Source organism: Brevibacterium sp. S22 (assembly GCF_004745485.1).
GTDB lineage: Bacteria > Actinomycetota > Actinomycetes > Actinomycetales > Brevibacteriaceae > Brevibacterium.
Window position 1 is genome coordinate 94382 of record NZ_RHFG01000011.1, and the last position, 26221, is coordinate 120602.

25 protein-coding genes are annotated in these 26221 nt (G+C 61.7%); 16 read left to right on the forward strand and 9 right to left on the reverse strand.

Translation table 11 applies throughout. From position 1 onward, the window contains the following. Positions 1–28: 28 nt before the first annotated feature. The 6 genes from EB835_RS11015 to EB835_RS11040 all read left to right on the forward strand — a co-directional run bounded on the left by EB835_RS11015 (position 29) and on the right by EB835_RS11040 (position 6083). Entirely contained in the window at positions 29–790 is a 762-nt protein-coding gene (locus tag EB835_RS11015; protein WP_135809517.1) for an amino acid ABC transporter ATP-binding protein, read from the forward strand. Next, complete coding sequence (locus EB835_RS11020) at positions 787–1443, forward strand: amino acid ABC transporter permease (RefSeq protein ID WP_135809518.1); 657 nt, start codon at positions 787–789, stop codon at positions 1441–1443. Before EB835_RS11015 ends, EB835_RS11020 begins: the two co-directional genes overlap by 4 nt. Then, positions 1443–2081, forward strand: a complete 639-nt coding sequence (locus tag EB835_RS11025; RefSeq protein WP_135809519.1) for an amino acid ABC transporter permease — start codon at positions 1443–1445, stop codon at positions 2079–2081. The genes EB835_RS11020 and EB835_RS11025 overlap by 1 nt, the downstream gene beginning before the upstream one ends. Beyond that, positions 2078–4132: an oxidoreductase gene (locus EB835_RS11030; RefSeq protein WP_205749924.1), complete on the forward strand. Its 2055-nt coding sequence runs from the start codon at positions 2078–2080 to the stop codon at positions 4130–4132. Before EB835_RS11025 ends, EB835_RS11030 begins: the two co-directional genes overlap by 4 nt. A gap of 15 nt (positions 4133–4147) precedes the next feature. Further along, the gene (locus tag EB835_RS11035; RefSeq protein ID WP_135809520.1) at positions 4148–5341 is read left to right on the forward strand and encodes an FAD-dependent oxidoreductase; all 1194 of its coding nucleotides are present in this window, start codon (positions 4148–4150) and stop codon (positions 5339–5341) included. Between the two features lie 70 nt (positions 5342–5411). Next, positions 5412–6083 carry an HAD family hydrolase gene (locus EB835_RS11040; RefSeq protein WP_135809521.1) on the forward strand — a complete coding sequence of 224 codons (672 nt, stop codon included), beginning with the start codon at positions 5412–5414 and terminating at the stop codon, positions 6081–6083. Positions 6084–6210: 127 nt separating this feature from the next. On the opposite strand, the gene EB835_RS11045 is transcribed toward EB835_RS11040, so the two are convergent. Both EB835_RS11045 and EB835_RS20850 read right to left on the reverse strand, forming a co-directional pair. Beyond that, positions 6211–6429, reverse strand: a complete 219-nt coding sequence (locus EB835_RS11045) for a DUF4287 domain-containing protein (RefSeq protein WP_135809522.1) — start codon at positions 6427–6429, stop codon at positions 6211–6213. Positions 6430–6610: 181 nt separating this feature from the next. Next, positions 6611–7459 carry a pyridoxamine 5'-phosphate oxidase family protein gene (locus tag EB835_RS20850; RefSeq protein WP_346763149.1) on the reverse strand — a complete coding sequence of 283 codons (849 nt, stop codon included), beginning with the start codon at positions 7457–7459 and terminating at the stop codon, positions 6611–6613. A 219-nt stretch (positions 7460–7678) separates the two neighbouring features. Between EB835_RS20850 and EB835_RS11055 the strand changes: the two genes are divergently transcribed. Continuing rightward, entirely contained in the window at positions 7679–8008 is a 330-nt protein-coding gene (locus EB835_RS11055) for a rhodanese-like domain-containing protein (protein WP_135809524.1), read from the forward strand. Positions 8009–8255: 247 nt separating this feature from the next. Here the strand turns inward: EB835_RS11055 and EB835_RS11060 are convergent, their stop codons facing one another. Together EB835_RS11060 and EB835_RS11065 are read right to left on the reverse strand one after the other, a co-directional pair. Next, a complete protein-coding gene (locus EB835_RS11060; RefSeq protein WP_240688691.1) occupies positions 8256–8471 on the reverse strand; it encodes a pyridoxamine 5'-phosphate oxidase family protein in 216 nt (71 codons plus the stop codon). Positions 8472–8595: 124 nt separating this feature from the next. Next, positions 8596–9624 carry a 1-aminocyclopropane-1-carboxylate deaminase/D-cysteine desulfhydrase gene (locus tag EB835_RS11065; protein ID WP_135809526.1) on the reverse strand — a complete coding sequence of 343 codons (1029 nt, stop codon included), beginning with the start codon at positions 9622–9624 and terminating at the stop codon, positions 8596–8598. 177 nt (positions 9625–9801) lie between these two features. Between EB835_RS11065 and EB835_RS11070 the strand changes: the two genes are divergently transcribed. The 3 genes from EB835_RS11070 (at position 9802) to EB835_RS11085 (ending at position 12777) form a co-directional block, all read left to right on the forward strand. Then, positions 9802–10200, forward strand: coding sequence for an Lrp/AsnC family transcriptional regulator (locus EB835_RS11070; protein ID WP_240688685.1), 399 nt, complete (start codon positions 9802–9804; stop codon positions 10198–10200). A 551-nt stretch (positions 10201–10751) separates the two neighbouring features. Further along, positions 10752–11591, forward strand: a complete 840-nt coding sequence (locus EB835_RS11080) for a hypothetical protein (protein WP_135809528.1) — start codon at positions 10752–10754, stop codon at positions 11589–11591. 292 nt (positions 11592–11883) lie between these two features. Then, positions 11884–12777, forward strand: coding sequence for a siderophore-interacting protein (locus EB835_RS11085; RefSeq protein ID WP_135809529.1), 894 nt, complete (start codon positions 11884–11886; stop codon positions 12775–12777). A gap of 111 nt (positions 12778–12888) precedes the next feature. Here the strand turns inward: EB835_RS11085 and EB835_RS11090 are convergent, their stop codons facing one another. Next, positions 12889–14517, reverse strand: a complete 1629-nt coding sequence (locus tag EB835_RS11090; RefSeq protein ID WP_240688686.1) for an MFS transporter — start codon at positions 14515–14517, stop codon at positions 12889–12891. Further along, positions 14517–15533, reverse strand: a complete 1017-nt coding sequence (gene glsA, locus EB835_RS11095) for a glutaminase A (protein ID WP_135809530.1) — start codon at positions 15531–15533, stop codon at positions 14517–14519. Before glsA ends, EB835_RS11090 begins: the two co-directional genes overlap by 1 nt. 244 nt (positions 15534–15777) lie before the next feature. Here glsA and EB835_RS11100 point away from each other — a divergent pair, with 244 nt between their 5' ends. Next, positions 15778–16071 (forward strand): hypothetical protein, encoded by a 294-nt coding sequence (locus EB835_RS11100; protein ID WP_135809531.1) that lies wholly within the window; start codon positions 15778–15780, stop codon positions 16069–16071. A gap of 155 nt (positions 16072–16226) precedes the next feature. Then, the gene (gene pgm, locus EB835_RS11105) at positions 16227–17867 is read left to right on the forward strand and encodes a phosphoglucomutase (alpha-D-glucose-1,6-bisphosphate-dependent) (protein WP_135809532.1); all 1641 of its coding nucleotides are present in this window, start codon (positions 16227–16229) and stop codon (positions 17865–17867) included. Between the two features lie 34 nt (positions 17868–17901). Here the strand turns inward: pgm and fdxA are convergent, their stop codons facing one another. Further along, positions 17902–18240, reverse strand: coding sequence for a ferredoxin (gene fdxA / locus EB835_RS11110; protein WP_135809533.1), 339 nt, complete (start codon positions 18238–18240; stop codon positions 17902–17904). 553 nt (positions 18241–18793) lie between these two features. Between fdxA and EB835_RS11115 the strand changes: the two genes are divergently transcribed. Then, complete coding sequence (locus tag EB835_RS11115) at positions 18794–19264, forward strand: hypothetical protein (protein WP_135809534.1); 471 nt, start codon at positions 18794–18796, stop codon at positions 19262–19264. 149 nt (positions 19265–19413) lie between these two features. Here the strand turns inward: EB835_RS11115 and EB835_RS11120 are convergent, their stop codons facing one another. Next, positions 19414–20457: an LCP family protein gene (locus EB835_RS11120; RefSeq protein ID WP_135809535.1), complete on the reverse strand. Its 1044-nt coding sequence runs from the start codon at positions 20455–20457 to the stop codon at positions 19414–19416. A gap of 323 nt (positions 20458–20780) precedes the next feature. Here EB835_RS11120 and EB835_RS11125 point away from each other — a divergent pair, with 323 nt between their 5' ends. From EB835_RS11125 to EB835_RS11135, 3 genes are all read left to right on the forward strand, one after another. Then, entirely contained in the window at positions 20781–22022 is a 1242-nt protein-coding gene (locus tag EB835_RS11125; protein WP_135809536.1) for an MFS transporter, read from the forward strand. Between the two features lie 1408 nt (positions 22023–23430). Continuing rightward, positions 23431–23643, forward strand: coding sequence for a helix-turn-helix transcriptional regulator (locus EB835_RS11130; protein ID WP_135809537.1), 213 nt, complete (start codon positions 23431–23433; stop codon positions 23641–23643). After that, on the forward strand, positions 23640–24215 hold the full coding sequence (locus EB835_RS11135; protein ID WP_135809538.1) for a hypothetical protein: 576 nt from the start codon (positions 23640–23642) through the stop codon (positions 24213–24215). Before EB835_RS11130 ends, EB835_RS11135 begins: the two co-directional genes overlap by 4 nt. Before the next feature lie 261 nt (positions 24216–24476). Here the strand turns inward: EB835_RS11135 and dld are convergent, their stop codons facing one another. Further along, positions 24477–26186: a D-lactate dehydrogenase gene (dld, locus tag EB835_RS11140; RefSeq protein WP_135809539.1), complete on the reverse strand. Its 1710-nt coding sequence runs from the start codon at positions 26184–26186 to the stop codon at positions 24477–24479. Between the last annotated feature and the right edge of the window lie 35 nt (positions 26187–26221).

Genomic DNA, 26221 nt, shown 5'->3' on the forward strand with positions numbered 1-26221 from the left:
CAAGAGCAGACAGAGAGGAGTTCCGAGAATGTCTGAGTCCCGAGTGTTGCTCGACGCAGAGTCTATCGAGAAGTCGTTCAAGGACAACGAGGTCCTAAAGGGGATCACCTTGGAGGTACATGCCGGCGAAGTGATAGCTCTCATCGGGCCAAGTGGAGCTGGCAAGAGCACGTTTCTCAGATGCCTCAACTATCTCGAGCGCCCGACCGGCGGAAGCCTGAGTCTTGACGGAGAGCCGGCGTTTACAGACCCGCTCAGGCCCTCGAAAGCGGAACTGCTCCGACTTCGGCGCCGAGTGGGAATGGTCTTCCAGACCTTCAACCTGTTTCCGCACTTAAGCGTCCTAAAGAACATTGTGCTTGCCCAGAAGCTCAATGGGCTGAGGAGCACTGGAGAAGCCGAAGAGTATGCACACGATCTACTTAGGCAAGTCGGGCTAGTCGACAAGGCACATGCCAAACCCGCAGAGTGCTCGGGCGGACAACAACAACGAATAGCTATTGCCCGGGCATTGTCTCTCGATCCCGAGCTCATGCTGTTCGACGAGCCCACATCTGCGCTTGACCCTGAAGTCGGAAACGATGTCCTCAAGGTCATGCGTGATCTGGCCGATCGCGGCACCACCATGATCGTCGTCACGCACGAGATGAAGTTCGCGGAGCGCGTTGCCGATCGGGTCCTCCTGCTCGACCGCGGGAGCATCCTCGAAGAAGGTCCCCCGGAACAAGTATTCCGCAACCCTTCCCACGAGCGGACCCGTGACTTCCTCCAGGCGGTGCTCGACAGATGAGTGACTTCTCGTTCGTCTCTCTCCTGCAGACTCTGTTTGCGGGATTGGGAATCACGATCCTCATGACTGTCGTCTCCTTCGCAGCCGGAACATTGCTCGGGATCCCCCTAGCGATCATGCGAACGTCGAAACGATGGACGGTGCGGGCTCCGGCAATGGCTGTCATCGACATCTCGCGTGGGATTCCTCCTCTCGTCTGGCTGCTCATCATCTACTACGGCGTCAGCCCGGTCCTGCCGCTCGAACCACTTCCGGCCGCCCTCATCGGCCTAAGTGTTATCTCAGCCGGCTATCTGGCAGAGAACTTCAGAGCGGGCATCGATAACGTCCATACAGGTCAGAAAGAAGCAGCTGCAGCACTGGGGCTCACTCCGAGCAATCAGTTCTGGCGGATTGTGGCACCGCAAGCGCTCAATATCTCGATCCCACCCTCCGCCTCGTATGCGGTCGCCCTGCTCAAAGACACTGCCATCGCGTCGATCATCGGTGTCGCCGACATCATCTTCCTGGCGCAGAACGAGGTTTCGCGCGGCGGTTCGGCAGTCTTCGTGTTCGCTGTCGCGGCCGTGTTGTACCTCCTGGTAGGAATTCCCCTGTCGTACTTCTCACGTTTCATCGACGGCGTCGTACGCTCAAAGGTGGTCTCGGTCTGATGTTCGATCACTGGCTCGAATGGCTGCCTCAGCTACTCAGCGGACTGGGGACCTCGCTACTTCTCACGGCATGCGTCGCCGTCATCGGCTTTCCGCTCGGCCTCATTCTTGGGCTCCTCAGCACTGCACCTAACCGCGCGGTCCGAGCGTTCTTTATCGCCTTCATCGAAGTGTTCCGGGGTATACCACTTCTCGCCGTAATCTATCTTCTGTACTTCGGGCTTCCTGCCGCAAACGTGACGATGACAGCCTTCGCCACAATAATCGTCGGGCACTCTCTTAACCTCGGTGCTTACTCCAGCGAAGTGTTCCGTGCTGGCGTCCTTCATGTCGGCAGCGGACAGCGTGAGGCCGCAGCGAGTCTGGGAATCACAGGGCGGAAGGCCTTCTTCCACGTCGTACTGCCTCAAGCCATGCGCGCCATTCCGGGACCGCTCATGTCGATGCTCATCATGGTGTTCCAATCGACATCGCTCGCATTCGCAATCGGTGTTTCGGAGATGACAAGCACAGCGTTCTCGATCGGCTCGATGACGTTCGAATATTTCAATGTGCTCGTTTTGGCGGGCCTGATCTACGCCGTGCTCTGCATAGTCTCTGCACGCATCGTTGCTCGAGTAGAGGAGAAACTGAATTGAGCACGGACCCTGGCACACCCAACATGGACAGTGTCCTCTTCACCCCGTTCTCGGTCGGCGGCGTGGAAGTCAAAAACCGAATAGTCAGCACCGCGCACTCGAATCGCTACACTCTCGGAGGACTGCCCACCTCACGCTATCGCCGATACCAGGAGGAGAAAGCAAAAGGTGGTGTCGGGCTCATCACTATCGGCGGCTCCGCTGTCGTCAGCCGAGACAGCGCCCCCGCCTTCGGAAACATCACGATGTATCGCGATGATGTCATCACACCTCTCAAGGAGATCGCTAGTGCCTGCCAGCAGCACGGAAGCAAAGTCTTCATTCAGCTCACTCACCTAGGCCGCAGGACCGGCGACCATGACTCCGACTGGCTACCTACAGTGTCCTCCGCTTCGATGAGGGAACCGGCCCATCGCTCATACCCGAAAGCAGCCGAGGCCTGGGACCTCGATCGCATCGTCGATGACTTCGTATCTGCCGCTCAGAGAGCTCGCGCTGCCGGTATCGATGGGATCGAACTCGAACACTATGGACATCTGCTCGATGCCTTCGCCTCCCCCTGGCACTTGTCACGACTTGGCCCTGACTCGCAGAAATTCGCTCGCGAGTTCCCCGGGCGAGTCATCAGGGCGGTCAAGAAGGTCACTGGGCTTGATATGGCTCTCGGTATAAGAATGTCGGTCGACGAACTGCGTGTGGACGGCCTCGAGCAAGAATCCGCTATAGCACTTCTGAATCAGTACATCGCCGACGGAATCGACTTCGTCAATGTCATAGTCGGCACCATCGAGTCTCAAGGGAAAATGACCGACGTCATTCCGGGATCAGGAAAATTGTCGGCACCTTTTCTCGACATTGTCGCAAATGTGAAGAGAACAGTGGACATCCCAGTCATCCATGCTGCGAAGATCGACGATTTTGCTACAGCGGAATACGCTGTCCAAGAAGGCAAACTCGATCTAGTGGGCATGACTCGAGCCAACATCGCCGATCCATATCTAGTCACGAAGGTCCAACAAGGTAAAGCAGACCAGATTCGGCCGTGCATCGGAGCAAGGCTCTGCTTGGAAGCCGGAAGCACCGGCGGAATGGTCTGCCTGCACAATCCAGCGGTCGGTCGCGAAGATATTCTGAAACACGAAATCGACCGCAACGCCGAGAATCCCAAGAACGTCATCATCGTAGGAGCAGGTCCGGCAGGACTGGAAGCAGCACATGTCGCTGCCAAACGTGGACACCGCGTCACAGTCCTCGAGGCTGCAGCCGAACCCGGGGGACAGATGGCGATGATCGCCCGCCTCCCGCGCAAACGGGAGTTCGGCGGAGCGGTCGACTGGCGCCTCTCCCAAGCTCTACAGCACGGTGCTGAGTTCAGATTCGATGTCTATGCCGAAGAGACCGATGTCCTCGACCTCTCGCCGGACACAGTCATCATCGCCACAGGGGGCATACCCCGCTCCGCTGCTGATGTCGGCATCAAGGGCGGGCACCTCATTCGCGACACTTGGGAGGCATTCGAAGCTTCCAGCAAGCAACTCGGCCACACCATCCTGTTCGACGATGAAGGTCGCTACTCCTCACTGGATGCTCTTGAGCACCTCGCCAACAATTCTGAACGGGTAACGTACGTGACACCGGAACGCACCCTTGGAATCGACGTCGGCACGCTGAATTTCGCCGATTACCAATCGGTCTTCGACACTCATCGAATCGATGTGAAGCTTGCCCGCTACGTAATTTCGTCGGAGAGGAATCCTGACCGTACGTTTCGAATCGAGTTAGCCGGAGAATCGACAGACGTCCTAGAAACACTCGTTTGCGATGCTGTCTATTATTCGGGTGGGACCTGGCCGAACGACGAGCTCTATACCGCTCTCAGAGAGCATTCGTGCAACGACGGGCGGATCGACATCGAAGCCTTCGTCGGGGCGAAGCCGCAACCCAATACGGGGGCCTCCGGTTTCAGACTCTTCAGGGTCGGTGATGCTGTCTCCAGTAGAACCATCCATTCCGCGATACTCGACGCCCACCGCATCGCCCTGACTATCTGAACTCGAGGCCATGCTATGAAGATTGCAGTCATCGGACTCGGCGCAATAGGTGCCCAGATCTTTTGGAATCTCGCAAGAACTTCCGGGATCGACGTTACCGGTTTCGAATCCGCTTATGTGGGGCACCCCTTTGCAGGGGCAGGCGGAGAAAGCCGGCTCTACCGGAATCTCGAGGTCGGTGACCTCGAATATGTTCCCGTCATCCGCCGCGCACAGCAGCTCTGGAACGAACTAGCTACCGAGTCGGACCGAAGTCTGCGCCGACTCACCGGCGTTCTGTTCATTGGCGAACCCGACAATCCTCAAGTGATCAACGCACTGGAGTCTGCGGCGATGCTCGATGCACCCCACGAGACACTCAACACTCGAGACATCGCCGAGCGTTTTCCACAGTTGTCCCCAGGCTACGAGGAGATCGGAATCTGGGATACCGAGGCTGGGGTCATCGATCCGGCAGCGACGGTCACCGCCGCAGTATCGCGCGGCGTTGCGCATGGCGGTGACGTTCGTGAGTACACACGTATCGATCGCCTCGAATCACGCGAGGCAGGGGTGCGACTGCATACCTCTCGAGGTTTCTTAGACTTCGACCGAGCAGTCGTCGCCTGCGGCGGATGGACGACGAAGCTCATACCCGACCTTCGAGATTCCGTCGTGTCGAAAAGGCTGACCTCTGCGTGGTTCGCAGGAACTGCTGACACTGCATTGTATGGTCTCCCACCCTTCATGCGTGCTGCGCCGCACTACTGCTACGGGATTCCGACGCCGGACGGGCTGACAGTCAAGCTCGGTCTTGGATTCAACGATCATTTGTCGACGGCAGACCCGGATACGGTCGAGCGTGACCTGCGAGGAAACGCCGCACGAATCGAAATCGACCGGTTCAATCGCAAAATCGCCGACCTTCTGCCCGTTCTGCAACCAAACCCGGTGCGTCTTGACACGTATATCGAAAGCTATACGCGAACAATGCACGAACACATCCGACTGCACCCGGACGACTCAAACATTGCCGTGTTGACCGGGTTCTCCGGGCATGGTTTCAAGATCAGTCCTGCAATCGGAGAGGCCGGTGCCCAGCTCATCACCACGGGGCGCACAGATCTGGATCTGGAATTCCTCACAAGAGCTTCTCCACTCTTCGACATTGAAGATGCCTCCACCGGGATAACTACTCATAATCCACTCACTTCAAGCACACCCGTTTGAATAGACGCCGCGTTCGAACCAAACGAAATCCAGTAAGCCGCTCAATCTCTACTGAAACTAGGAGCATCTCTTGACCATTCAGACGCCGATCGCCACATTCGACTGCTATCGCACGCTGGTCGACTTCGACCTGAACCGAGCGGCGCTGCCGATCGTTCAACACAGTTTGGACGAAGTCGGAGTCGACCACAATGAATTTCTCGACAACTTGCGCGTCGCACGCTTCTACGCTGTCGCGCAGGGTCCTTATACCCGGTATCAGGATCTCATACGGAAGACGCTGGAGACGACGATGCTTCAGCACGGGGCACCGTATGACAACGCCTACGGTGACCAATTGGTGGAGGATGCGAAGAGCTTTCCCGTCTTTCCCGAGGTGCCCTCGGCGCTGCGCGCGCTCAAAGAGAAGGGAGTCGAGTTGGCTATCATCTCCAACTCGGACCGAGACTTCATTTCCCATCACGTCGCGACCATCGGTGTGGAGTTTGATTTCGTCATCACTGCCGAGGACGCGGGCTGGTACAAGCCCCGAGACGGTGCCTTCAACCATCTCTTCCGGACCATCGATCGAGATCCTGCATTTATCACCCACGTCGCTCAAGGCTGGGAATACGACATCATGCCGGCTAAGAAGTACGACGTCCGGCGAATCTGGGTAAACAGGTACAACAGGCCCGGAAGCAACTTCTATCAGCCGTATGTCGAAATTCCTGACCTTTCTGAGCTTCCGGATCATTTCTGAGAACAACGAATCTGACTCGTCGTACACGACTGCGGGCTGTTCCCGTTAAGGCGGTATCACGCAGGTTTGCTCAACTCACCGCAGAGTTTGAGCATCTCGGTCTCGTGATTGTGAGTCCCTCCGGCACCTACATGTTTGACGCCAGACTGAGCCTCATCTTGATGACGAGAACGTGGACTATGCCGTGTTCGCGGCCGAGGCCGAAGTCGGTCTTGATCCAATCGAAAAATTCGGCAGCTTTGACCGAGTCAGCGTACTTGTCGCACTGCATAGCCATATAGATGGACTCGCATGGAGTATGGCCTGTCTTGTCTTCAAACGTGTCGAGAGAGGTCCCGAACGACATCGGGGGTCCTTTCGGATGAAGATGCTGGTCGACCTTGCGCGAGACCGAAAGGTACTGAGTCGAGCCCTCCTGGAAGAGAGGATAGTCACTTCGGCATGCCCGTTCCGAAGCTACGTGGTCCTGTGCAGTATCAGATGTGGCAGGCGCCTAAGCTACTCGACGCTCTGAAACCTCGTGCCGCTCAGAGTTCTGTGGTCTGAGTGCCTCCGGCTGGTCTGTCCCCGGTGATTTTGGACTTGACCATGCGGAACAGGCCTGCGGCCTTTCCGCCGGGCAGGCCCCAGTGCTGGGCGGAGTGGGTGACGACCTTGATGAGCCCGAGATTCGGGTCCCGGCGGTCATCGAACCACGCTGTAGCGGAATCCGACCAAAGCTCATCGACCTTGGTCTCATCGTCGACGAACTCGACTCGCCCGGCCACCGACAGCCAGTTGCCTGCCTCGGCGATGCTGATATTGACCTCGGGGTTCGTCTGCAGTGCCTTCGCCTGGTCGCCGTCGAGGGCGAGGAAGAACCAGACATCGGCGTCCTCGGTGACCTCCTGCGGTGCCATCGGGTGGGCGAGGATCTTGCCGTCGGCGAGCGCGGTCGCGAGCATGACGGAATCGCCGCCGCGCAGGATCTTGACGACATCGGCCTGATCGAGCTCATCCGTCGCAGCCTCACCTGCGGGAGCTGGTCCGTCGCCGATGGTGGAGACCTGGCCGGCTTCAGTGTCGTCGGTGGCGGCGGTGCGAGCCGGGGCTGGGCTCTCGGAATACTTGGATTCGGAGCTCGAGGTCGCCTCGGCGACTTTCGAATCGTCGACCGCCGTATGCGAGCCGTCGGGATTGCGGTGCAGCGTCACGCCTTCTTCTTCGGCGGCGTTCTGGGCGCGTGCCTCGACGTTCTGCTCGGTGTATCCGACCTCGGCGTGAGAGTTCATGTTCGACGTCCCGGCCAGCGGCTCTGCCGCCTCGTCCAGTTTCGCTGCGACGTCACGGGCTTTCGCCTCGGCCGACGACTCGTCACTCTTGTCTCTGTTGTTCATGACCATTTCCCTTCGCAGACGGTTCCTGGCGCTGCAGTCGTTGGTGCGAGCCGTGACCGTTGCACGCGAGCCGTGAACGGCCGGCGCATCAAACGCCTGCACGGTCATTCTCACACGCCTCTCCGGTCGACAACAGCCCCCTTGGAGTGGGGAGACGGGCTTGGATTCGGACTCTTCGGCCGGGTGCGAGCACCTGGCTTGCGTGCCTAGACTGAGGTCATGGATGAAGAAACGACCGTCACTGTCAACGACATCCCCGAAGGGGCCGCCATCGTCGACGTCCGCGAGGACGATGAGTGGGAGGCCGGGCACATCGAGGGCGCGATCCACATGCCGCTGGGCGAGCTGCCGACGCGCCTCGACGACCTTCCCCTCGATGACGATATGTACGTCATCTGCCGCACAGGCGGACGTTCGAACCGAGCCGTGGCGTGGCTCAACCAGAATGGCTTCGACGCCTTCGACGTCGCCGGCGGCATGGGGTCGTGGAACCTCGACAACGGCAAGCCGATCGTCTCCGAGACCGGCGAGGAGCCTTGGGTGAAGTGACGGGTTCGGGCCGCTGACCGTATGCGGCTGAGGACGCCCGCTCTCGAGACAGGAGTCTCGACACGACAGCGAGCGCCAGGCTGCGGGCGTGCAGACCATCGCTCGTCTGTTTGCTTTCGCGTCAGAGTTCGGTTGTGTCGCTTCCGCCGCCCGCGCGCTGACCGGTCACCTTGGACTTGACGATCCGGGCCACGGCGGAGAGCTTTTAGCCCGTGAGGCCCCGTGCTGCGCGGAGTCGCTCGTGACCTTATAAGGCGAGGTTCGGGTCGTTGCGTCCCTGTTCAAACCACGCGACGACGGAATCGTCCCAGAGTTCGTCGACCTTGGAACCGTCGTCGACGAATTCGACGCGGTCGGCGACCGAGAGCCAATTGCCCGCCTCGGCGACGGCGCTGTTGACAAACGGATTCGTCCGCAATGCTGTCGCCTGGTCGCCGTGCAGGTCGAGGAAGCACCACAGCATCGGCACATGCCCTCAGTTCCACAACAAGAGTTGTTTCATGAGGGACGTTATCCCAGTTCTCACAGGAGCCGCAGCGCCTTGCCATCGGCTGCGGATATCGAGACGGCCCCTCCACGCACCGAGGTCAGAGTCGAATATCTCTAAGCCGTGGAAGACTGGACCAGATGCTGGCCGTGTAGTTCGGGTCGAAGATCGCGTGGTAGCCGCCGGTGTGCCAGAAGAGCACCGGCCCCTCAAGCGTGCGCCGGCGCGCCATATCGATGATTGCCGCGACTGCTTTCGCCGTGTAGACAGGGTCGACGACAATTCCCTCGAGCCTGGACATCAGATCGATGGCTTCGCTGACGCCGGCAGCGGGCTCTCCGTAACCTTCGCCGAGATAATCCTCTGTCGTCTCCAAGTCCGACGGAGCGATAGTGACTTCCGGCGCGACGAGCGCTGCGGCCTCGTTGGCCAGCCGGAGGTAGTTACCGGGGACATCATCGTAGACCTCACCGGCGACGATGACACCGAGGATGCGGGTCGTTGACTGGCTGATTGCTCGGCCGAGGGTGAGGCCGGCATGCGTGCTTCCGGCGGAGCTCGCGTGCACAATGGTGGAAAATTGCGAACCCTGTGCTCGAATCTGCTCATCGGCTTCGATGTAGGCGCGGGCAAAGCTGGTCGCACCGCGGCCGGTCGCTGAGCCTATGGGAAGCCGATAGACACTCTCGCCGGTGTCTTCCAACTCCCTGACAACATCCTCGGTACGGCGGGCAAGCTCCACCCACGAGATATCGCCGACAAGGCGGAGGTCGGCTCCGAAGAGCGCGTCGAGAAGCAGATTTCCGACGGGTTCTTTCGGCTCATCGTGGCACAGCACCAGCGTGCACTTCATCCCGATCGCGGCTGCCGCAGCCGCGGCAGCCCGGGTGGCGTTGGAATGACGGGAGCCTTCTGTGACGATATGGGTCGCACCCAGGGACTGCGCATGAGCGAGCTCCATCTCGAGCTTGCGAACCTTATTTCCCGCAAGCCCCACTGAACCCAGGTCGTCGCGCTTCGCCCACACCTCGATGTCGAGCTCTTCGCTGAGCCGGGACAGGAACTGCACGGGCGAGGTGAATCCGCGGAGGTCGATGCGCGGCAGGTCGTTCATCTGTGATCCAGTCATACCGCCAGACAGTAGACACAAGTTTCCACCTGCACAACCAATACAACTTCGAGTGTGCATCTGCTCAGTCCGACTAGACCATAGGCATGTACTGTTGATCATATGTATAGCCTTGACGCGACTGACGCTCGAATACTGCTAGCCAGGGACAGCTCCCTGGATTCTCCTCTGGTCGAATTGAGCAACCGCTTGGGACTGTCGCGGAACACCGTGCACGCTCGCTTGAAACGCCTCCGCCGCACCGGCGCCCTCGGATCACCCAGCGCCACACTCTCGCCATCGAGTCTCGAGCGACCGCTCATCGCCTTTGTCACGCTCTCGGTGTCACAGCAGCTCATCGACTCCGTCTACGAAGCAATCGCTGGAATTCCCGAAGTCATCGAGGCCCACACCACCACCGGTGAAGCCGACCTCATGCTTCGTGTGATCGCTCGGGACACAGTCGATCTTCACCGGATCACTCAGAGCATTCAGCTGGCGCCTGGGGTCCAGCGAAGCAGCACATGTGTAGCGACGACGGAAGTAATCTCCTACCGGATGTCACCGCTGCTCGACCAACTCGCAACAGGGAACTGAACGCCGGGCGGAATCCAAACGCCCCCGGGTTGCTCCGCGCGATCACTCGCCTGTGTAGCCCTCCTCGGCGGGGTCCGGGATCTCATCGGGCCGATACTTCGGCAGCCGAGAAGCCGGCACTGCCGCGACCAGGCTGATCCCGGCAAGGATGAGGAACCCGAGCTTGAGCGTGCGCAGGGGCTGCTGAGAGTTCAGCTCGACGGCATTTTCGACCTGCTCCGGCGTCGCCGTCGTCTCCGAGACCGGCGAAGAGCCCTGGGTGAAGTGACGACTTGGGGCCGCTGACCGTGTGAGGTTCGTCGACCTCTACCCACCCCGGCTCGACTGTCTGTAGCGTCGCGATGGCCAACAGGCAGTCGAGCCGATTTCGTTGCGGCTGCCGTCTCCAACACCGGAACGGGGTCAGCTCACGCGTGGCGAACTCGCTGTCGAAATCGCTTGGCCGCAGAGAACGGCCAGTTCTTCTCTCTGTCATCGGCGTGCTCATCATCGTCGTCATTGTTCAGGCAGTCGCACCCACGTTGCTCCACGATGAGGATCCGGCACCGACGATGACAATCGGTTCAGCCACACAGCTCGTTGACGAGCTCTCATCTCAAGGATGGGACTGCTTCGATTCGGACGGCGATGCTCAACTGAAACGGTGCTTTGCGAACGACATCCACGAAGCGACTGCCTCGGTGTCGGTCCTATCCAAAGATGATGCGGTGGCCATGATCAAGGCCGAGGCCTCAGGCTCGGACAGTGATGCGATCGACGGCACCCTCGCCACTGCGGTCGAGTCGATGGACAAGGCGCTTCTCCCCTCAGGCGAAGAACCGATCAAGGGGCTGATGAACGGCAAGGCTTTCGAAGCGCAGGAGCTGCCCGGTGGCGTGCTGGTCGAAACCGCCCCGAGCTCCATCAAGATTCTCAACGGCAAGGATGGCGGCGCTTCGGCAAGCACCGTCTACCAACCGAAGGCTCTCCCCCTGCCGGATCAACAGGCATTCGGTCTCGAACAGAATGGCTTCACCTGCCACAGCGAATTCGACACCCGATGCGACGCCGAGCTCGACGGCGTCGACGCCTCGATCAGCCAAGGAGTTCGGCCCATCGACCCGCACATGATCGAGGTGCGCCTCGACCATGTCGACGAGGCCACGACAGGTAGTCAGTCGAAGGCTTCGAATGCCCAGGAACAACTCGGCAAGATTCTCGCTGATGACGCAGTGGGCCTCACCGATACAGCCGGCGCGAAGTTCCTCGCCCATGACGCCGAGACCGGAAACCAAGGAGACTTCGCCGGTTATGAGATGACAGTCATCACCGGCGTCGACGATGACAGCGGTTCGATCACACTCGAGTTCACCTCCATAGTGCCCGAAGCCACGCCCGCTTTCGCTTGGTGAAAAGACATGGTTCTGACCAGCATCAGACATTGATATGGCAACTTACCCGTATCCGATTCAGGCCCTTGGCACTATCGTTGCGGAGCTCGACGATTCGTGTGAGTACTGAACTAAGTTTCTCACGTGCCCAGAGAGCTGTCGTCACGGTCTGTGCCGACAAGGCAGTGGCCAATACAGCATCGCCAGTGACGTCAGAGTCATCCTGTGCGGGAAAGAGCTTGTCCCCGCCTGGAGCTGCCGAGTGTGGGAAATTGATTAACTTAACCTACCCTTACCTAAGTAAGATGTGGTCATGGATTCAATCAAGTCTGCAATTCGGGAAATCGGTCGACAGCGACCGCTGATCACGATGAATCTCGATGTCCTCGACGTCACCGATGTGTCTTTCGGGTTTCGCCGCCTGACCTTGCATGGACATGAAATCGATGAGTATTCCGATCCTCGCGCAGCGGATGCCTTCAAGGTCATGATTCCTCCCCTCGACGCCCTCGACCGCCGATCACATGCTCCTGTGCGGGACGCCCAGGGCCTGCCGACCTGGCCCGGGCAACAGGATCCGCTGCTCCGTGCCCTGACCGTCAGGAGTCTCGATCGTGCCCGACGGCTCATGACCGTCGACGTGTCCAGCCACTCCGATGGCCTGCTCAACCTCTGGCTTTCCGCGCTGTCGCCAGGCGACACCGTGTCTATCAGCGGGATGCGCGCGGAGTGGTACCTGCCGGCGGAGATTGAGCAATTGGTGCTGATTGCCGACGACGCTGGAGCACCTGCGCTGGCATCGATCATCGAAGCGCTGCCCACCGAGACCGCCTCGACTCACACTCACATCATTGCGCCGGAGTCGACGCGTGACTATTTAGGAGCGGCCGGGACAGAAGGGTCGAACTCTGCCGTGACATTCGTGCCGAGTCTGACTGATCTCAAGGCAGAGGGGATCGTGGGCAACGGTGCCCGATCGCAGGTATGGATCGCCGCCGAGACTTCCACTGTCCGCACACTGCGCTCCGTGGCGAAGTACGACTGGAACGTGAACACTCAGGATCTGCTGGCTCGCGCATACTGGCACCGAGGCCTGAGCGGCACCGATGTTGATGCCCGCGACCTCGAGCGCTACCGGAAGGCATTGGACGAGGGTGCAGATATGCACAGCCCGCAGCTTGCAGAGGACATCAGCCTGAACGACTGACAGCCGGGAGAGAACCGAGCATACACGTCGAGTTGGTGGATCGCTTCATACCAAGGGGATCACTTCATACCGTCTGGGGCGATGTCGCCCCCTTCCGGATGGACCGGAACTCTAGCCCTCCTCGGCGGGGTCCGGGATCTCATCGGGCCGATACTTCGGCAGCCGAGAAGCCGGCACTGCCGCGACCAGGCTGATCCCGGCAAGGATGAGGAACCCGAGCTTGAGCGTGCGCAGCCGCTGTTGAGAGTTCAGCTCGACGGCATGCTCGACCTGCTCCGGTGTCGCCGTCGTGCCTGCGAGCACCTCCCGCAGTTCGTCGTTGCTCACGAAGTTCGCGTTGTCGAGGTCGACCTGCTCGACGAGCTCCGGCGGCAGTTCGGGATGATCATCGGCGGCCGACGCCAAGCCGGCCGAAAGCACCGTGACCAGCAGAGCCCCCATCACCGCGGTGCCGACAGCCGAGGCGAGATTCTGCGCGGTGCCGCGAATCGACCCGACATCACCGGCCAGATGCTTCGGCGCGGCCGTGACCAGAACATTGAACACCAGTGTCACCAGCGCACCCTGCCCGATGCCGAAGACGATGAGGCCGAGAATCGTCGGCAGAGTCTCCCAATTGTTCGTCACGACGAACGCGAGCCAGACAAGCGCGGCGGTCGTCAGCCCGAACGAGAACAGTGCGATGGAGCGCGGCGAGTATCGCTTGTAGAAGCGGATGATGAGTGTGGCGGTGACGAACACTGTCAGGTTGAACGGCAGCATCGCCAACGACGTGTCGAAAGGGGTCCTCCCCTGCACGACCTGGATGTAGGTGGGCACGGTGAAGTTCACCGCCGCCTCCATGGCCACGATGACGAACATCGCATAGACCGCCGCCCGTTCGCTCGGCCGACCGAGCACGCTGATGTCGACGAGAGGCACCTTCCCCGCCGCCTTCCGTCGCTTCGTCCACACGAAGAACAGCTGCCCGAGGACGACGCCGACGACGATGAACACCGGCGCCGGGGACAGCCCGGCGATCGAGAACGGCGCCCCATCCTCGGCGCGGATGACACCCCACCCGTTGAGGTTGTTGAACCCCATCGTCAGCAGCACGACCGCCGCACCGATGAGCGCCGAGGCGACGAGGTCGATCCGGATCGCCGCGTCGCCCTTGTCCGACTTCAGCGTGAACGTCAGCGCGAAGACGATGACAGCCAGGCCCAGCGTGATGAAGAAGATCGGCCGCCACCCGACGAACGTGCCCAAGGTGCCGCCGATGAGGAAGGCGCTCATCCCGGAGAAGGCTCGCGCCGAGCCGAGCGAGCCGACCGCCGCGGCCTGCTGGGCGCCGCGGTAGTTCTCCGCGATGAGCGCGACCAGGGCGGGCACGATGATCGCGGCGGCAGCACCGGCGAGCAGCTGACCGGCGATGACCCAGGTCACGGTGCGAGAGAAGATCATGAGCAGCGAGGAGGCCGCGAAGACGACGAGGACGATGCGGAAGATGAGCACCCACCCGATCCGCTGACCCAGCTTCGCACCGGTCATCACGAATGCCGCGACAGCGAGGCCGTAGACGACGATCGTCGACGAGGCGACCGTGGGCGGAACCCCGAAGTCCTCGACCATTCCGCCGAGCGAGATCGGCAGTGCGGCGACGTTGAAGGACATGAGGACCTGAGCGAGGAAGAGCCCGATCATCGGCGCCCAAGATCTGCGCTCCTCGGTGTCGGCAGTCGATCCGGTGGCGGTGTTCATCAGCGTCCCTTCTGTGGGCGTTCGGCGACGGCGTTCGATGCGAAGAGGTTCATGCCCAGTACCCGCGAGATGTGGAAGCACGCACGCTGACCGCGCACGCTGTTGCCCGCGGAGTCCAGCCTCGGCGAGAAGGTGCCCAAAGCTCCCTTGCCCGGGGCGATGGCGACGATGCCGCCGGAGACCCCGGATTTGGCGGGCAGTCCGATCTCGAAGAGCCATTCGCCGCTGTTCTCATACATCCCGCACGAGGCGAGCAGCGCGAGCGTGTCACGGGCCACCTCGGCGGACACGACCTGCCGACCGGTCAGCGGATTGATGCCGCCGTCTGCGAGGGTGGCTCCCATCACCGCGAGGTCGTGCGCGGTGACCAGCAGCGAACACTGCCGGGTATAGATGTCGACAGTGTCGAGCGGGTCGGTGATGATCCGACCGTAGCTCTCGAGCAGACGGGCCAGGGCCTTGTTGCGCTGGTTCGTCTTCATCTCCGATTCGTACACTCGACCGTCGAGGCGAAGCGGCCGCCCGGCGAAGCGGGAGAGCCCGGAGCGGATGTTCTCCCATTTCTCCGCCGAGGTGGCTCCGGGCATGAGCGCGGTCGTGGCGATGGCCCCGGCGTTGACCATCGAGTTCAACGGCTTGCCGTCGTTGAGCTCGATCGCCATCACCGAGTTGAAGGCGAGCCCGGTGTTGTTGACGCCGACGCGTTCGTGGACGAGTTCGGAGCTGCGGGACTGGCAGACGAGCGCGAAGACGAAGGCCTTGGAGATGGATTGGATGGAGAACTCGATGTCGACGTCTCCGGCCTCGTGCACGGTCCCAGCCGACTCGATGAGGCTGAGTCCGAACCACCGGGGATCCGCCTCGGCGAGGATCGGGATATAGTCGGCGACCTCACCGTCGTCGAGTCCGCGGTAGCGTGCGTGGATGTCTGCCAGGGCCGCGTCGATGAAGCTGTCGGAGGGCAGGCCGCCGGTGGAGGCTCGCTGTCTGACCGATTCCGCGTCGGGCCCGACCATATCTGATCCTCGTCCCAATCATGTGGGTTCGCGTGGGGCAGGTCTCAGCGCCTGCCCGCAGAGTGATTTCACTCTATCTCAGCGCTCTCACCTTGCACAGGGCCCCGAGCGTCGGTCCCGACCCCCTTGCCCGCACGCCGTGATGGGTCTACCGTCGGCACCATGGATCACTGCCGTATCTCGCGTGATCCCCGAACCACCGTCGAATGCGGTGATCGTGTTCAACTCCGAAAGGAGCGAAGTCATGAATGACCAGAAGACGAACCTGCCGGAGAACGCAGCGGAACAGCAGACCGACGACGAGCAGGAGATCGAGAGCACTGCCGTCGGAGTCGGTGCCGAGACAGACGCCGAAGGCAGCTCCCAGACTCCTGAAGAGAGGCTCGGGCGCATTGCCGCCGAGCATGACGTTCCGATCGAGCGGGACCCCGAGGCCGCCCAGACCAAAGCCGAAGGGTCCTCCCCCGACAAAGACCGAGATATCAGCGGTGGAGACACCAAGGAAGAAGACGACGACTCCGTGGAGCCGCCGGACTGAGTCTGCGCCTCGGCGGGATCTGCGCTCCGGAAGACACGGCACGTCATCGGACTCCGGGGCGCGATATCTCGCTCCGGCGCGCCCGCAGAGTCCACGATGCAAGAACACCGTGGACACAACTGTGCGCAACCGCAGTCATTTGGTTAGGTAGAAGAATGACAACACGCGCCGGCCAGTTGGCCCAAGACAAGGATCTCGTGGACATCCCTGCCCTTCTCGATTCCTACCACGACTTGGTCCCCGACCCGTCGGTGCCGTCGCAAGCAGTGAGCTTCGGGACTTCGGGCCACCGCGGTTCGAGCTTCAACCGCTCTTTCAACGAGGCGCACATCGCTGCCATCACCGCAGCTATCGTCGACCTCCGTCGAGACAAAGGCATCCGCGGGCCGATCTTCCTCGGCCGTGACACCCACGCACTGAGTGAGCCCGCATTCCTCACCGTCCTCGAGGTGCTCGCCGCCGCCGAGGTGCCCGCGCTCATCGACGAACGCGACGGCTTCACCCCGACCCCTGCCGTCTCCCATGCGATCCTCGGCTTCAACGCGGGGAAGTCCCGCGAGGATGCTCAGGCCGACGGCATCATCGTCACTCCCAGCCACAATCCGCCTGCCGACGGCGGCATCAAATACAACCCGCCGCATGGCGGACCTGCCGGCACCGAAACGACGACATGGATCGCCGAACGCGCGAACACCTACCTCGCCGAGGGGTGGGAGAAGATTCCGCGCACCGCCTTCCAGCGGGCCTTTCACCTGGAGAACACAGAGAACTTCGACTACGTCTCGAACTACGTCGACGATCTCGAGTCGGTCATCGACCTCGATGTCATCCGCACCTCCGGGCTGAAGATCGGAGCCGATCCGCTCGGCGGAGCCAGCGTCGACTTCTGGGCGGCGACCGCCGAGGACTATGACCTCAACCTCGACGTCGTCCATCCGGACGTCGACCCCACCTGGTCGTTCATGACCCTGGATTGGGACGAGAACATCCGCATGGACTGCTCCTCCCCCTACGCGATGGCCGGTCTCATCACCTCTCGCAGCGACTTCGACATCGCCACCGGCAATGACGCCGACGCCGACCGCCACGGCATCGTCACCCCCGACGCGGGCCTGATGAACCCCAACCACTATCTGGCCGCCGCCATCGACTATCTGATCGAGACCCGCACCGAGTGGCCCGCCTCGGCGGCGATCGGCAAGACACTGGTCACCTCGTCGATCATCGACCGGATCGTGACCGCTCACAACCGCACCCTGTTCGAGGTGCCCGTCGGCTTCAAATGGTTCGTACCCGGACTGCTCGATTCGACGCTGTCCTTCGGCGGCGAGGAATCGGCCGGCGCATCGTTCCTGCGCAGGAACGGCAAGGTGTGGTCGACGGACAAGGACGGCATCATCCTCGCCCTCCTCGCCGCCGAGATGACAGCGAAGACGGGCCAGACGCCCTCGCAGCGCTACGCGGGTCTGGCCGCCGAACACGGCACCAGCTCGTACGCCCGCCAGGATGCCCCGGCCACCCGCGAACAGAAGGCACGGCTGGGGACCCTTGATGCCTCTCAGGTGAGCGCGAAGACCGTCGGCGGTGAACCCGTGAAGGCGGTGCTCACCTCGGCGCCGGGCAACAATGCGCCCATCGGCGGACTCAAGGTCACCACGGACAACTCCTGGTTCGCCGTGCGGCCTTCAGGCACAGAAGACGTCTACAAGATCTACGCGGAATCCCTGCGCGACGAAGACCACCTGCGAGCCGTCCAGCACGACGCACGGACCCTCGTCGACGGGGTGCTGGAGTAGGGCGAAGGCAGTTACCGAGGGACCTGCGCCGTCTTCACTGCCGCCCGAGGTAGTCCTGGTTCTGGGGCGGCAGTGCGGCCACCTTCGGGTGGTCGGTGCCGATGTTGCCGAGCTTCGCTGCGCCTCCGGGCGAACCGAGGTCATCGAAGAACTCGACGTTGTAGCTGTAGTAGGCCTCCCACTCGTCGGGGACGTCGTCTTCGTAGAAGATCGCTTCGACGGGGCACACCGGCTCGCAGGCACCGCAGTCGATGCACTCATCGGGATGGATGTAGAGGCTGCGTTCGCCCTCATAGATGCAGTCGACAGGGCATTCGTCGACACAGGCCCTGTCCTTGACATCGACACACGGCTGCGCGATCACATAGGTCATGGGAACCTCGATTCATGGGCTTCGTCTCGCCCCTTCCGCTGTCGCCACATGTCCGTGTGCCGACCGCGGTCGGGGATGTCTCCACCATAGTCAGGCGCCGCAGTTCCGCATATGATCTGCGTCACTATCGCGGTCGTGGATGTTCGCTCCACCCGCAGAGACTTCCCCGCCGAGGCGGTCGTCTGTCATCGCCTGGGCTGTGGTCCAGCCCCTCGCCGGCAAAGCCGGTCATCGAGACGTCGGCGAGATCACGATCGCGTATCGCCACGCAGAAGAATTCGTCGTAAACCCTGTCGGTCCCGATCGCCGACAGAACCGGGAGCTCTCACGAAACGACGTCATCACCACCGGTTTCACAGGCAAGAGCCGTTGCCGTCAACCGATAGTCTGCACACCTGAGACGCCGCTGCCGCACGATTGCAATGTTGCTGTCTTCGTGCTGTTATCCGCTCTGAGTTCGCTCCCAGAGACCGTTGCCGCGACCTCAGAATCGGTCGGAATACTGATCATGCCACCGAGCAGTGGCAGCACCTGAGAAGAAGGGATCGACACCATGAAGACCACCATGCGCAACCGTGCAGCAGCCTTGGGCATCGCCACAGTCGCCGGAGCAGCCGGCCTCGGACTCGCCGGCGGACCGGCCCTGGCCGCCGACACATCCTCTGCGAGCTCATCGAGCCAGTCGGCAGACGCAGGAGTCGGCACACAGTCCGTGTACTACCCGGTCGAAGCTGGGAAGTATGCCGATGAGCTCGTGATCGCCTGGGGCCAGGACAACACTGATCGCGTGGAAGCCTTCGCTTCCGCGGACGTCGCCGACAAGCTGGCCAACCACAGCAATGAGAACGGCTCTCACTGGAGGAACACCGGCGCCGAGGGGGCCGCGGGCACGACGTACATCACCTACCGGAACTCCACGACCGGAGAGAAGATGACGCTCGGCGTCTCCAATGAAGCCATTGCGGACCAGAACGAGTGGGGTGCAGCACCACACGCTGTGCACCAGGTCAGCTTCGAGGGGTGAATCTCCTGCCCCGTCGCGGATCGTGATCGGGTTGTGGTCCAGATGCACCGAGCCCCGCTCCGGGAAACTTCCGGAGCGGGGCTCGGTGTTTGACTCAGCGGAGCTGGGCCGCCGCGTTCGCGGCTGCGGTGAGCCGCCTCGGCGAGGTCTCAGAGGTGGGCCTCCGGGGCGTTCTGCACATAGTCGGCCACGGTGTCGTTCTTGAACGCGTCGCGGACCTTCTTCAGCTCCTCCTCGTCGACGTTGACGATCGACTGACCGTCCGGGGAGGTGCCGACGCCGGCGACGGGAGCGGTGAAGAACTCGATGTCGCCGGGGCGGACGTCGCGCATGTTGAACGCGGTCGATGAGATGTACTTCGCGTCCAGCCCCGAGTCGACGTACATGTACGGCGCGAAGTTCTTGACCATGTCCTGGATCTTCTTCGGGTTCGACAGAGTGTCGGCCGAGATCATCTCGTTCGTCAGCCCGCGGATGAACGCCTGCTGATTGCGCGCACGCTGGAAGTCGCCGTCCTGGAACTGCTTGCGTTCACGCACGAAGGTCAGCGCCTGATCGCCGTCGAGGACGTTCTCGCCCTGGGTGAAGGAGTAGCCGTTCTTCTCGAACGCCTGTTCGGAGTTCACGGTCACCCCGCCGAGGCTGTCGGTCAGCGCCTTGAATCCTTCGAAGTCGATGATCGCCACGTGATCGAGTTCGGTGCCGATGAAGTCCGAGACCGTCGACACTGCCAGCGGCAGACCGCCGTAGGACAGGGCCGCATTGATCTTCGCCTTGCCGTGGCCGTCGATGTCGACATAGGTGTCACGCGGGATCGACATGATCTGCACGTTGCCACCGTCCTCGGGCAGGTGCATGACCATGATCGTGTCCGAGCGCAGTCCACGGGAATCGTTGACATCGACATCGCTCATCGACTCATCCGAGCCCAGCAGCAGGATGTTCGTGCCGTCGCCTTCCTTGCCGCCGGCGCTGTCCTTGCCGAAGACCTGCTCATCACTGAGCTGGTTCGCGTTGTTGTCGAACGACCGGCCGACGTTCCAGACGTAGAGTCCGATGCCGAGCACGCCGAGGATGACGATGATCAGCAGCACGACGAGGACCTTGCGCCACACGCGCTTCTTCTTGCGCGGGCGCTGCTGTTCCTCGTTCTGGTGGTCGAAGAGATCGTCGAAGGTGGTGTTGTCCGTCATCGGCACTCCGGGGTTTGTGCGGTCGGCGCCAGGCGCCGCGGAAAGTGGGCAATCCCGCTCATTGTATAGCGACCGGGGTGACCGATTTCTCAGCCGCGCGCTGGGCCATGCTCGCAAGGGCGGGGACGAGCGGGCGGCCGGGGCCGCCTCGGCGAGGTGTTCTGCCTTGTCAGACGTTGTGATGCCTGATTTCGACTGGGCTGACTGGGACTGATGCCGGTTCGTGACCCGCCGATGATTTCCGACGCCGAGGTGAGGGGACTCACCAGTAATAACGCGGGGTTCGTCTGGCTGTGATCCGGGGCGCTCGGTAGACTTTCCTGGTGTTCAACAACTATCGGGAAATTCTGTCTCTTCCCGGTGCTCTCAAGTTCTCTTTGGCCGGTCTCATCGCACGCATGCCCATCGCCGTGCTGGGTCTGGGCATCGTCCTCTTCATCCAGGGCGTGACCGGATCGTACGGCATGGCGGGAATCGTCTCCGCCGTGTACATGATCGTCCAGGCACTTGCCGGCCCGGGGATCGCTCGCCTCGTCGACCGCCTCGGTCAGGCGAGGGTCATGGTGCCCATCGTCATCACCCACCTCATCGCGTTGGCCCTGCTCATCGTGTCAGTGTACGAGGAATGGTGGACGGGATTCGTCTTCGTCTTCGTCGGCATCGGCGGTGCCACCGTCGGCTCCGTCGGTTCGCTGGTGCGTTCGCGCTGGTCGCATATCGTCGATACTCCGAAGAAGCTGCAGACCGCGTTCTCGTGGGAGTCGGTCGCCGATGAGCTGATGTTCGTCTCCGGGCCGGTGCTGGCTACGGTGCTCGCCACAGCCGTGTGGCCGCCTGCCGGGATCATCCTCTCGATGATCACCGTCGGCGTGGGTTCGCTGCTGCTCTACATCCAGAAGGCGACCGAACCCCCGCCGGTGGAGCGGTCCACCGAGGCGAAGGGGCACGTGTTCTCGAACCCGGGCATCTTCGCGATCATCATCGTCAACATCTTCCTCGGGGTGAACTTCGGTGCCATCGACGTCATCGCCGTCGCGTTCGCCGACGAGCTCGGAGTGAAGTCGTCGGCCGGTATTCTGCTGTCGTGCCTGGCCCTGGGCTCGCTGGTGTCCGGTGCCCTGTACGGGGCCCGGAACTGGCAGGCCGCTGTCCACCATCGCTTCGGCGTGGCCGTGTCGGCCTTGGCCGTGGGCGCCTGCCTGATGCTGCTGGCGAACTCGATGGTCACCTACGGAATCATTCTAATCGTCGTCGGTTCCGCGATCGCCCCGAGCCTCATCGGCGCGAATTCGGTCATCAAGCAGTTGGCTCCCCCGCGCAGGCTCACCGAGGCGTTCGCCTGGTTGGGCACCTCGCTGGGCTTCGGCGTCGCCTTCGGATCGGCCGTCGCCGGCAACATCATCGACGCCTTCGATGCGAAGACCGCGATGCTCCTGCCTGCTGGCTGTGCCGTGCTGGGTGCTGTGATTGCCCTGTCGCTGCTCAAGCTGCTCAACCCCAAGCGGTCGAGCCACGAAGCCCGTCTGGAGAAGGACCGCCGACGCGTGAAGGTTGTGGAGTCGTAAGAGGGCGCCGGGGCTCGCTGGCGTCGGGCAGCGGGCGTGAAGGTTGTGGAGTAGGGGCGCCGGCGCTCGCTGGGGTCGGCTGCAGCTCAGGCTCAGTCTCAGGCGCGGCATCCTTCACCGTCAGCGCGACACCCTCGCGCTAGCCGCATACCGCACCATTCCTTGCGCATCCATCACCGTCAGCGCGAAAACACCCCGTTCGGGCGGGGTGTTTTGCCGTTTGCAGTGGGGGATGCATGCGGGATCCATGTTCATTGCGCCGCTCATCCTTCCTCCGCACCGATCAATGTGTGCTCCCATAGAGCCCAAACACCCCTCCTCACGGAGAATGGCCCTCGAAGTCAGATCGGAGGTCGGCGAGCCAGAACTCCTGGAACTCGCGAGAGATCACGAAGCATCCGCTCCGCCCTATCGTCGACGTACTTGGCAATCAGATAGATGTCCGCCAAGTACTGTTCCGGAAACTTCTGAAAAACGGGCTCATGATGCGCCACTCGATTACGCAGGTCATTTACCCGAGTGGCCGCTTCTTCCAAATCGGCACGACTGCGAAGGTGCCGCGGGACTCCCGAGAACCCAGGAGCGATTTTGGGCCAGATCGTTGATGAGTAGTGGACTCCGAGCAGATACCGCCAGAAGCCGAATGAAAATTCCGCAATCACCTTGCCCGGCTTTTCGGGAACACTTCCATTCCTCGTTGCGCGGCGGATTGCGACCGTGATGTCTCTTTGAGCGCGCCGGGTGAACGGAAATTGGGGATCGATGTACCCATCGGCCGTCGTTGCTCAAAGGCGCTAGTCGGCCGTGAAAAACATTCCTGAGTAGGATCTCTGCGTGCCCTGAGATCTCGAAATATGCCGAGCTGAGTTCGGCGTTCCAAAGATAGAGCGCACTCGTCGGTTCTCTCTCTTGGGCGTATCGCGAGAGCCTATCCGCACTAACCCACTCCCGGAGGAGCGACTCTTCCGGCAGATACATTCAGCCTCCTCACTGAAGCAATGTGTTAAACTTCATCGCGAAAGCCCCGGAATGATCCCTGATCTGAAAGATTGATCAAATCACCGGGGCTACTGATTTTCTGAGACAACCCTGAAGTCGCTCCCTCGCCCGGCACTCCCGCATCTTCACCACTTCACACTCAACGTACTTAGCCACAGAACACCGCGTTGCAACGGGGTGCTTTCGCCTTGATGGTGCGGTATGTACAAACCTGTCTCTGGCCCGCCGCACGGGTCGGCCGCCACACACCGCCGCCCACTCAACGAGCATCTCCCTCCCCACCGCACATCACGCCTTGGTTATCCGCGAAACCGCGGGACCACCTCGGCGGTGTCAAAGATCATTGACATACTTATGTCAAACATGCTTTACTTTTGGATGTAAAGATAAGTTGACATCAAGGAGCCACATGGAAGTTCAGACCTCGGACCTCAAACAGGTTCGCAAGGCCGCTGGGCTCACCCAGGCCCAGCTCGCACAACTCACCGGTGTCTCGCGACAGACGATCATCGCGACCGAGCGCGGTGACTACGCACCGAGCGTCTATCTGGCGCTGCGCATCGCCCGCGCACTCGAGACCGCCGTGGAAGAGATCTTCTCGCTGAAGGAGGAATCACAATGAACAGCACGAGCGACAAGAAGAAGCCCAGCAACGAACTCGCCAACCGGATCGCCGGCTTCAACGACCCTTCGATGGGCGACGAACGCGAACGGGACGTCATCCTGCGCGCCTACACCCTGGGGGCTGTCGTCTCCACTTACGTGTTCTTCGCTCTCGGGCTCATCTTCGCCATCCTCGGCGCCGGAATCTGGAGCGCGCTCATCGTCCTCGGCTCCATGGTCACCAGCGTTGTCATTTCGGCATATTGCAATCGCGAAAACGTGGATTTTTCGATGGCCATGGCTCGCGTTTCGCCGAGGCGGCTGATCATCGGCAACATCGTGGGCGCCGTATTTGCCATCGTCTGGGTTGGCGCAATCTTCTTCCACATGAGCGAGGGGTATCCGCTCATCGATGCCGGCATGGGAGCAAGCACTACTCTCGGCGTCTCAGTCAGCGCGTACAGCATTGTGTTGGGTGCACCCTTCGGTTTCATCACGGCGCTCACCCTGATGACGATCTCGCGTGTTCGCAAGATCAAGCAGGCCCGCGCCGAGGCGGCCGCCGTCGCAGAGATCGAAGACGAGGACTGAGGCGGCACGCTGGGCCGCCGACGGCATCCGTCACCCACGTGTAGGGCCGTCAGCATCCATCACCGTGAGCGCGTCGACGCACCGGATCTCAGCTGCGGAGCCCCCAGCAGGCGGCATCGGCAGCATCTGTCACCGCTAGTGAGTGATCGCACCGTTGGTGATGCATCCACCACCGTTAGCGGCACACCACCCCGTTGCAGCGGGGTGGTGTGCCGCTAACGGGGTTGGGTGCTGCGCCGGGCGCGCCAGAGGTTCCGACTCTCAGACCCAGTTCTTCCTCGGAGAGGTCTCGCCCACGCCCGGGTTGAAGACGTTGCCGGGGTCGAGTTCCTTGAAGTGGGCTTCCATCTCCGGCGGCACAGGGTAGAGCCGCCCATAGTTGTGCTCGGCAGGTACGGCGGCACCGCGGGCTTCGAGCAGCTCGGTCATCTGCTTCTTCAGCGCCACCGTGTCCACACCCTTCTTCGCCACATGGTCCTGGTGGAAGACGTGGCAGAAGAAGTGCCCGTAGTAGGAGCTGATGTGCAGCTGGTCGGCGATCTCGTCCGGCAGCACTTCAAGCCAGTCCTCATCGTCACGACGCAGAGCCACGTCGAAGGTGATCATGTCCGAAGAGTCTTCGCGGTTGAGGTTGAAGTACCGAGTCGCAGCACTCGCCGCTCCGAAACGGTGCAGCATCGCGGACTGAGCCTCATCGGCACTGCACACGAAATAATCGCCGTCGTGGGCCGCCTCGGCGAAGAACTCGTCGAGGAATGCGCCCATCCGGTCCTTCTCCTCGCCGCTGACGACGAGCAGCAGGTGGTGTTCGAACCGGTCGCGGTACTCAAGCATGCGCTTCGGCAGCTGTTGCGGGAGCAGGCCGAACGCGTTCTGCGCGATCGTGTCGGCGACGGTCTCACCGAAGAACGGCAGCTTCGCGAACACCCCGTTGGCCCAGTTCTTCAGCGCGAAGAGTCTGATCTGCTCGCGACTGCCGGCATGCTTGATCGAGACGAACGTGTCCTTGCCATACTTCTCGGCGAGGTCGAATGAGGGCCGGCCCATGTACTCACCCGAGATCGGCAGCGGCATGTCCGAGGTGAGGATTGCGCGACGCAGGTCTTCGAGTTCGGCCGGACTGTTCGTGCCGACGTAGAAGGTGGTCGCACCTGTCTCCTTCGGGAAGGTGCGGGTGCGCACGGCGAAGACCATGAGCTTGCCGGCCGAACCGGATGCCTCATACAGGTAATCCGAGTTCGCGTTGAACCGGGCCGGAGAGTCGACGATCCTGCGGACCTGCTCGCCGTATTCGGTCTCCGTCGTGTCCTCGGGTGCGGGGGTTACTCCGGTCGGATCCCAGTCACCGCGTTGGAGTCTGTCGAGGATCTGGGCAGGGTCATCACCGAGCTCGACGCCGAGGTGATTGACCAGCTCGAGGCGCCCCGCCTCGGTGACCCGGGCGAAGATCGCGTGCTTCGTGAATGCCGGTCCTTTGCGGATCTGGGATCCGCCGGAATTGTTCGCGATCCCGCCGACAACCGAGGCCCCGATCGAGGAGGAGCCGATGACCGAGTGCGGTTCGCGGCCGAGCGGGGCGAGCGCCTCGTCGAGTTCGTACAGAGTGGATCCGGCCAGGCAGATCGCTTCGCGGGCGTCGTTGATGAGGTGGATCTGGTTGATCCGCAGGGTCGAGATGATGACGATCGGGCGGTCGTAGTCCTGAGCGCCGGGTCCGGAACCGCCGGTCAGACCGGTGTTGGCCGACTGCGGGATGACGATGAGGTCGTGGTCGACGCAGACCTGCAGTGCCCGCCACATATCGACGAGGCTGCCGGGCCGCAGCACAGCGAGCACGTTGCCGCCGCCGAAGCGGTTGCCCTTCGCATAGGGAGCGGTCGCGCGTGCGGAGGTGAGCACATAGCGGGGGCCCATGATGTCGATGAAGGCACCGACCGCCGGCGCTGGTCTCTGTCGTTGACTTCCGAACATTGTTGTTAACTCCTCTTGCATCGATGCCAACGTCG

Excerpts from the sequence above, each read along its gene's own strand:
- EB835_RS11015 (WP_135809517.1), top strand. The coding sequence starts at position 29 with ATGTCTGAGTCCCGAGTGTTGCTCGACGCAGAGTCTATCGAGAAGTCG.
- EB835_RS11020 (WP_135809518.1), top strand. The coding sequence starts at position 787 with ATGAGTGACTTCTCGTTCGTCTCTCTCCTGCAGACTCTGTTTGCGGGA.
- EB835_RS11025 (WP_135809519.1), top strand. The coding sequence starts at position 1,443 with ATGTTCGATCACTGGCTCGAATGGCTGCCTCAGCTACTCAGCGGACTG.
- EB835_RS11035 (WP_135809520.1), top strand. The coding sequence starts at position 4,148 with ATGAAGATTGCAGTCATCGGACTCGGCGCAATAGGTGCCCAGATCTTT.
- EB835_RS11045 (WP_135809522.1), bottom strand. The coding sequence starts at position 6,429 with ATGTCGTTCGGGACCTCTCTCGACACGTTTGAAGACAAGACAGGCCAT.
- EB835_RS20850 (WP_346763149.1), bottom strand. The coding sequence starts at position 7,459 with ATGAACAACAGAGACAAGAGTGACGAGTCGTCGGCCGAGGCGAAAGCC.
- EB835_RS11055 (WP_135809524.1), top strand. The coding sequence starts at position 7,679 with ATGGATGAAGAAACGACCGTCACTGTCAACGACATCCCCGAAGGGGCC.
- EB835_RS11060 (WP_240688691.1), bottom strand. The coding sequence starts at position 8,471 with ATGCTGTGGTGCTTCCTCGACCTGCACGGCGACCAGGCGACAGCATTG.
- EB835_RS11065 (WP_135809526.1), bottom strand. The coding sequence starts at position 9,624 with ATGACTGGATCACAGATGAACGACCTGCCGCGCATCGACCTCCGCGGA.
- EB835_RS11080 (WP_135809528.1), top strand. The coding sequence starts at position 10,752 with ATGACAATCGGTTCAGCCACACAGCTCGTTGACGAGCTCTCATCTCAA.
- EB835_RS11085 (WP_135809529.1), top strand. The coding sequence starts at position 11,884 with ATGGATTCAATCAAGTCTGCAATTCGGGAAATCGGTCGACAGCGACCG.
- EB835_RS11090 (WP_240688686.1), bottom strand. The coding sequence starts at position 14,517 with ATGAACACCGCCACCGGATCGACTGCCGACACCGAGGAGCGCAGATCT.
- glsA (WP_135809530.1), bottom strand. The coding sequence starts at position 15,533 with ATGGTCGGGCCCGACGCGGAATCGGTCAGACAGCGAGCCTCCACCGGC.
- EB835_RS11100 (WP_135809531.1), top strand. The coding sequence starts at position 15,778 with ATGAATGACCAGAAGACGAACCTGCCGGAGAACGCAGCGGAACAGCAG.
- pgm (WP_135809532.1), top strand. The coding sequence starts at position 16,227 with ATGACAACACGCGCCGGCCAGTTGGCCCAAGACAAGGATCTCGTGGAC.
- fdxA (WP_135809533.1), bottom strand. The coding sequence starts at position 18,240 with ATGACCTATGTGATCGCGCAGCCGTGTGTCGATGTCAAGGACAGGGCC.
- EB835_RS11115 (WP_135809534.1), top strand. The coding sequence starts at position 18,794 with ATGAAGACCACCATGCGCAACCGTGCAGCAGCCTTGGGCATCGCCACA.
- EB835_RS11120 (WP_135809535.1), bottom strand. The coding sequence starts at position 20,457 with ATGACGGACAACACCACCTTCGACGATCTCTTCGACCACCAGAACGAG.
- EB835_RS11130 (WP_135809537.1), top strand. The coding sequence starts at position 23,431 with ATGGAAGTTCAGACCTCGGACCTCAAACAGGTTCGCAAGGCCGCTGGG.
- EB835_RS11135 (WP_135809538.1), top strand. The coding sequence starts at position 23,640 with ATGAACAGCACGAGCGACAAGAAGAAGCCCAGCAACGAACTCGCCAAC.
- dld (WP_135809539.1), bottom strand. The coding sequence starts at position 26,186 with ATGTTCGGAAGTCAACGACAGAGACCAGCGCCGGCGGTCGGTGCCTTC.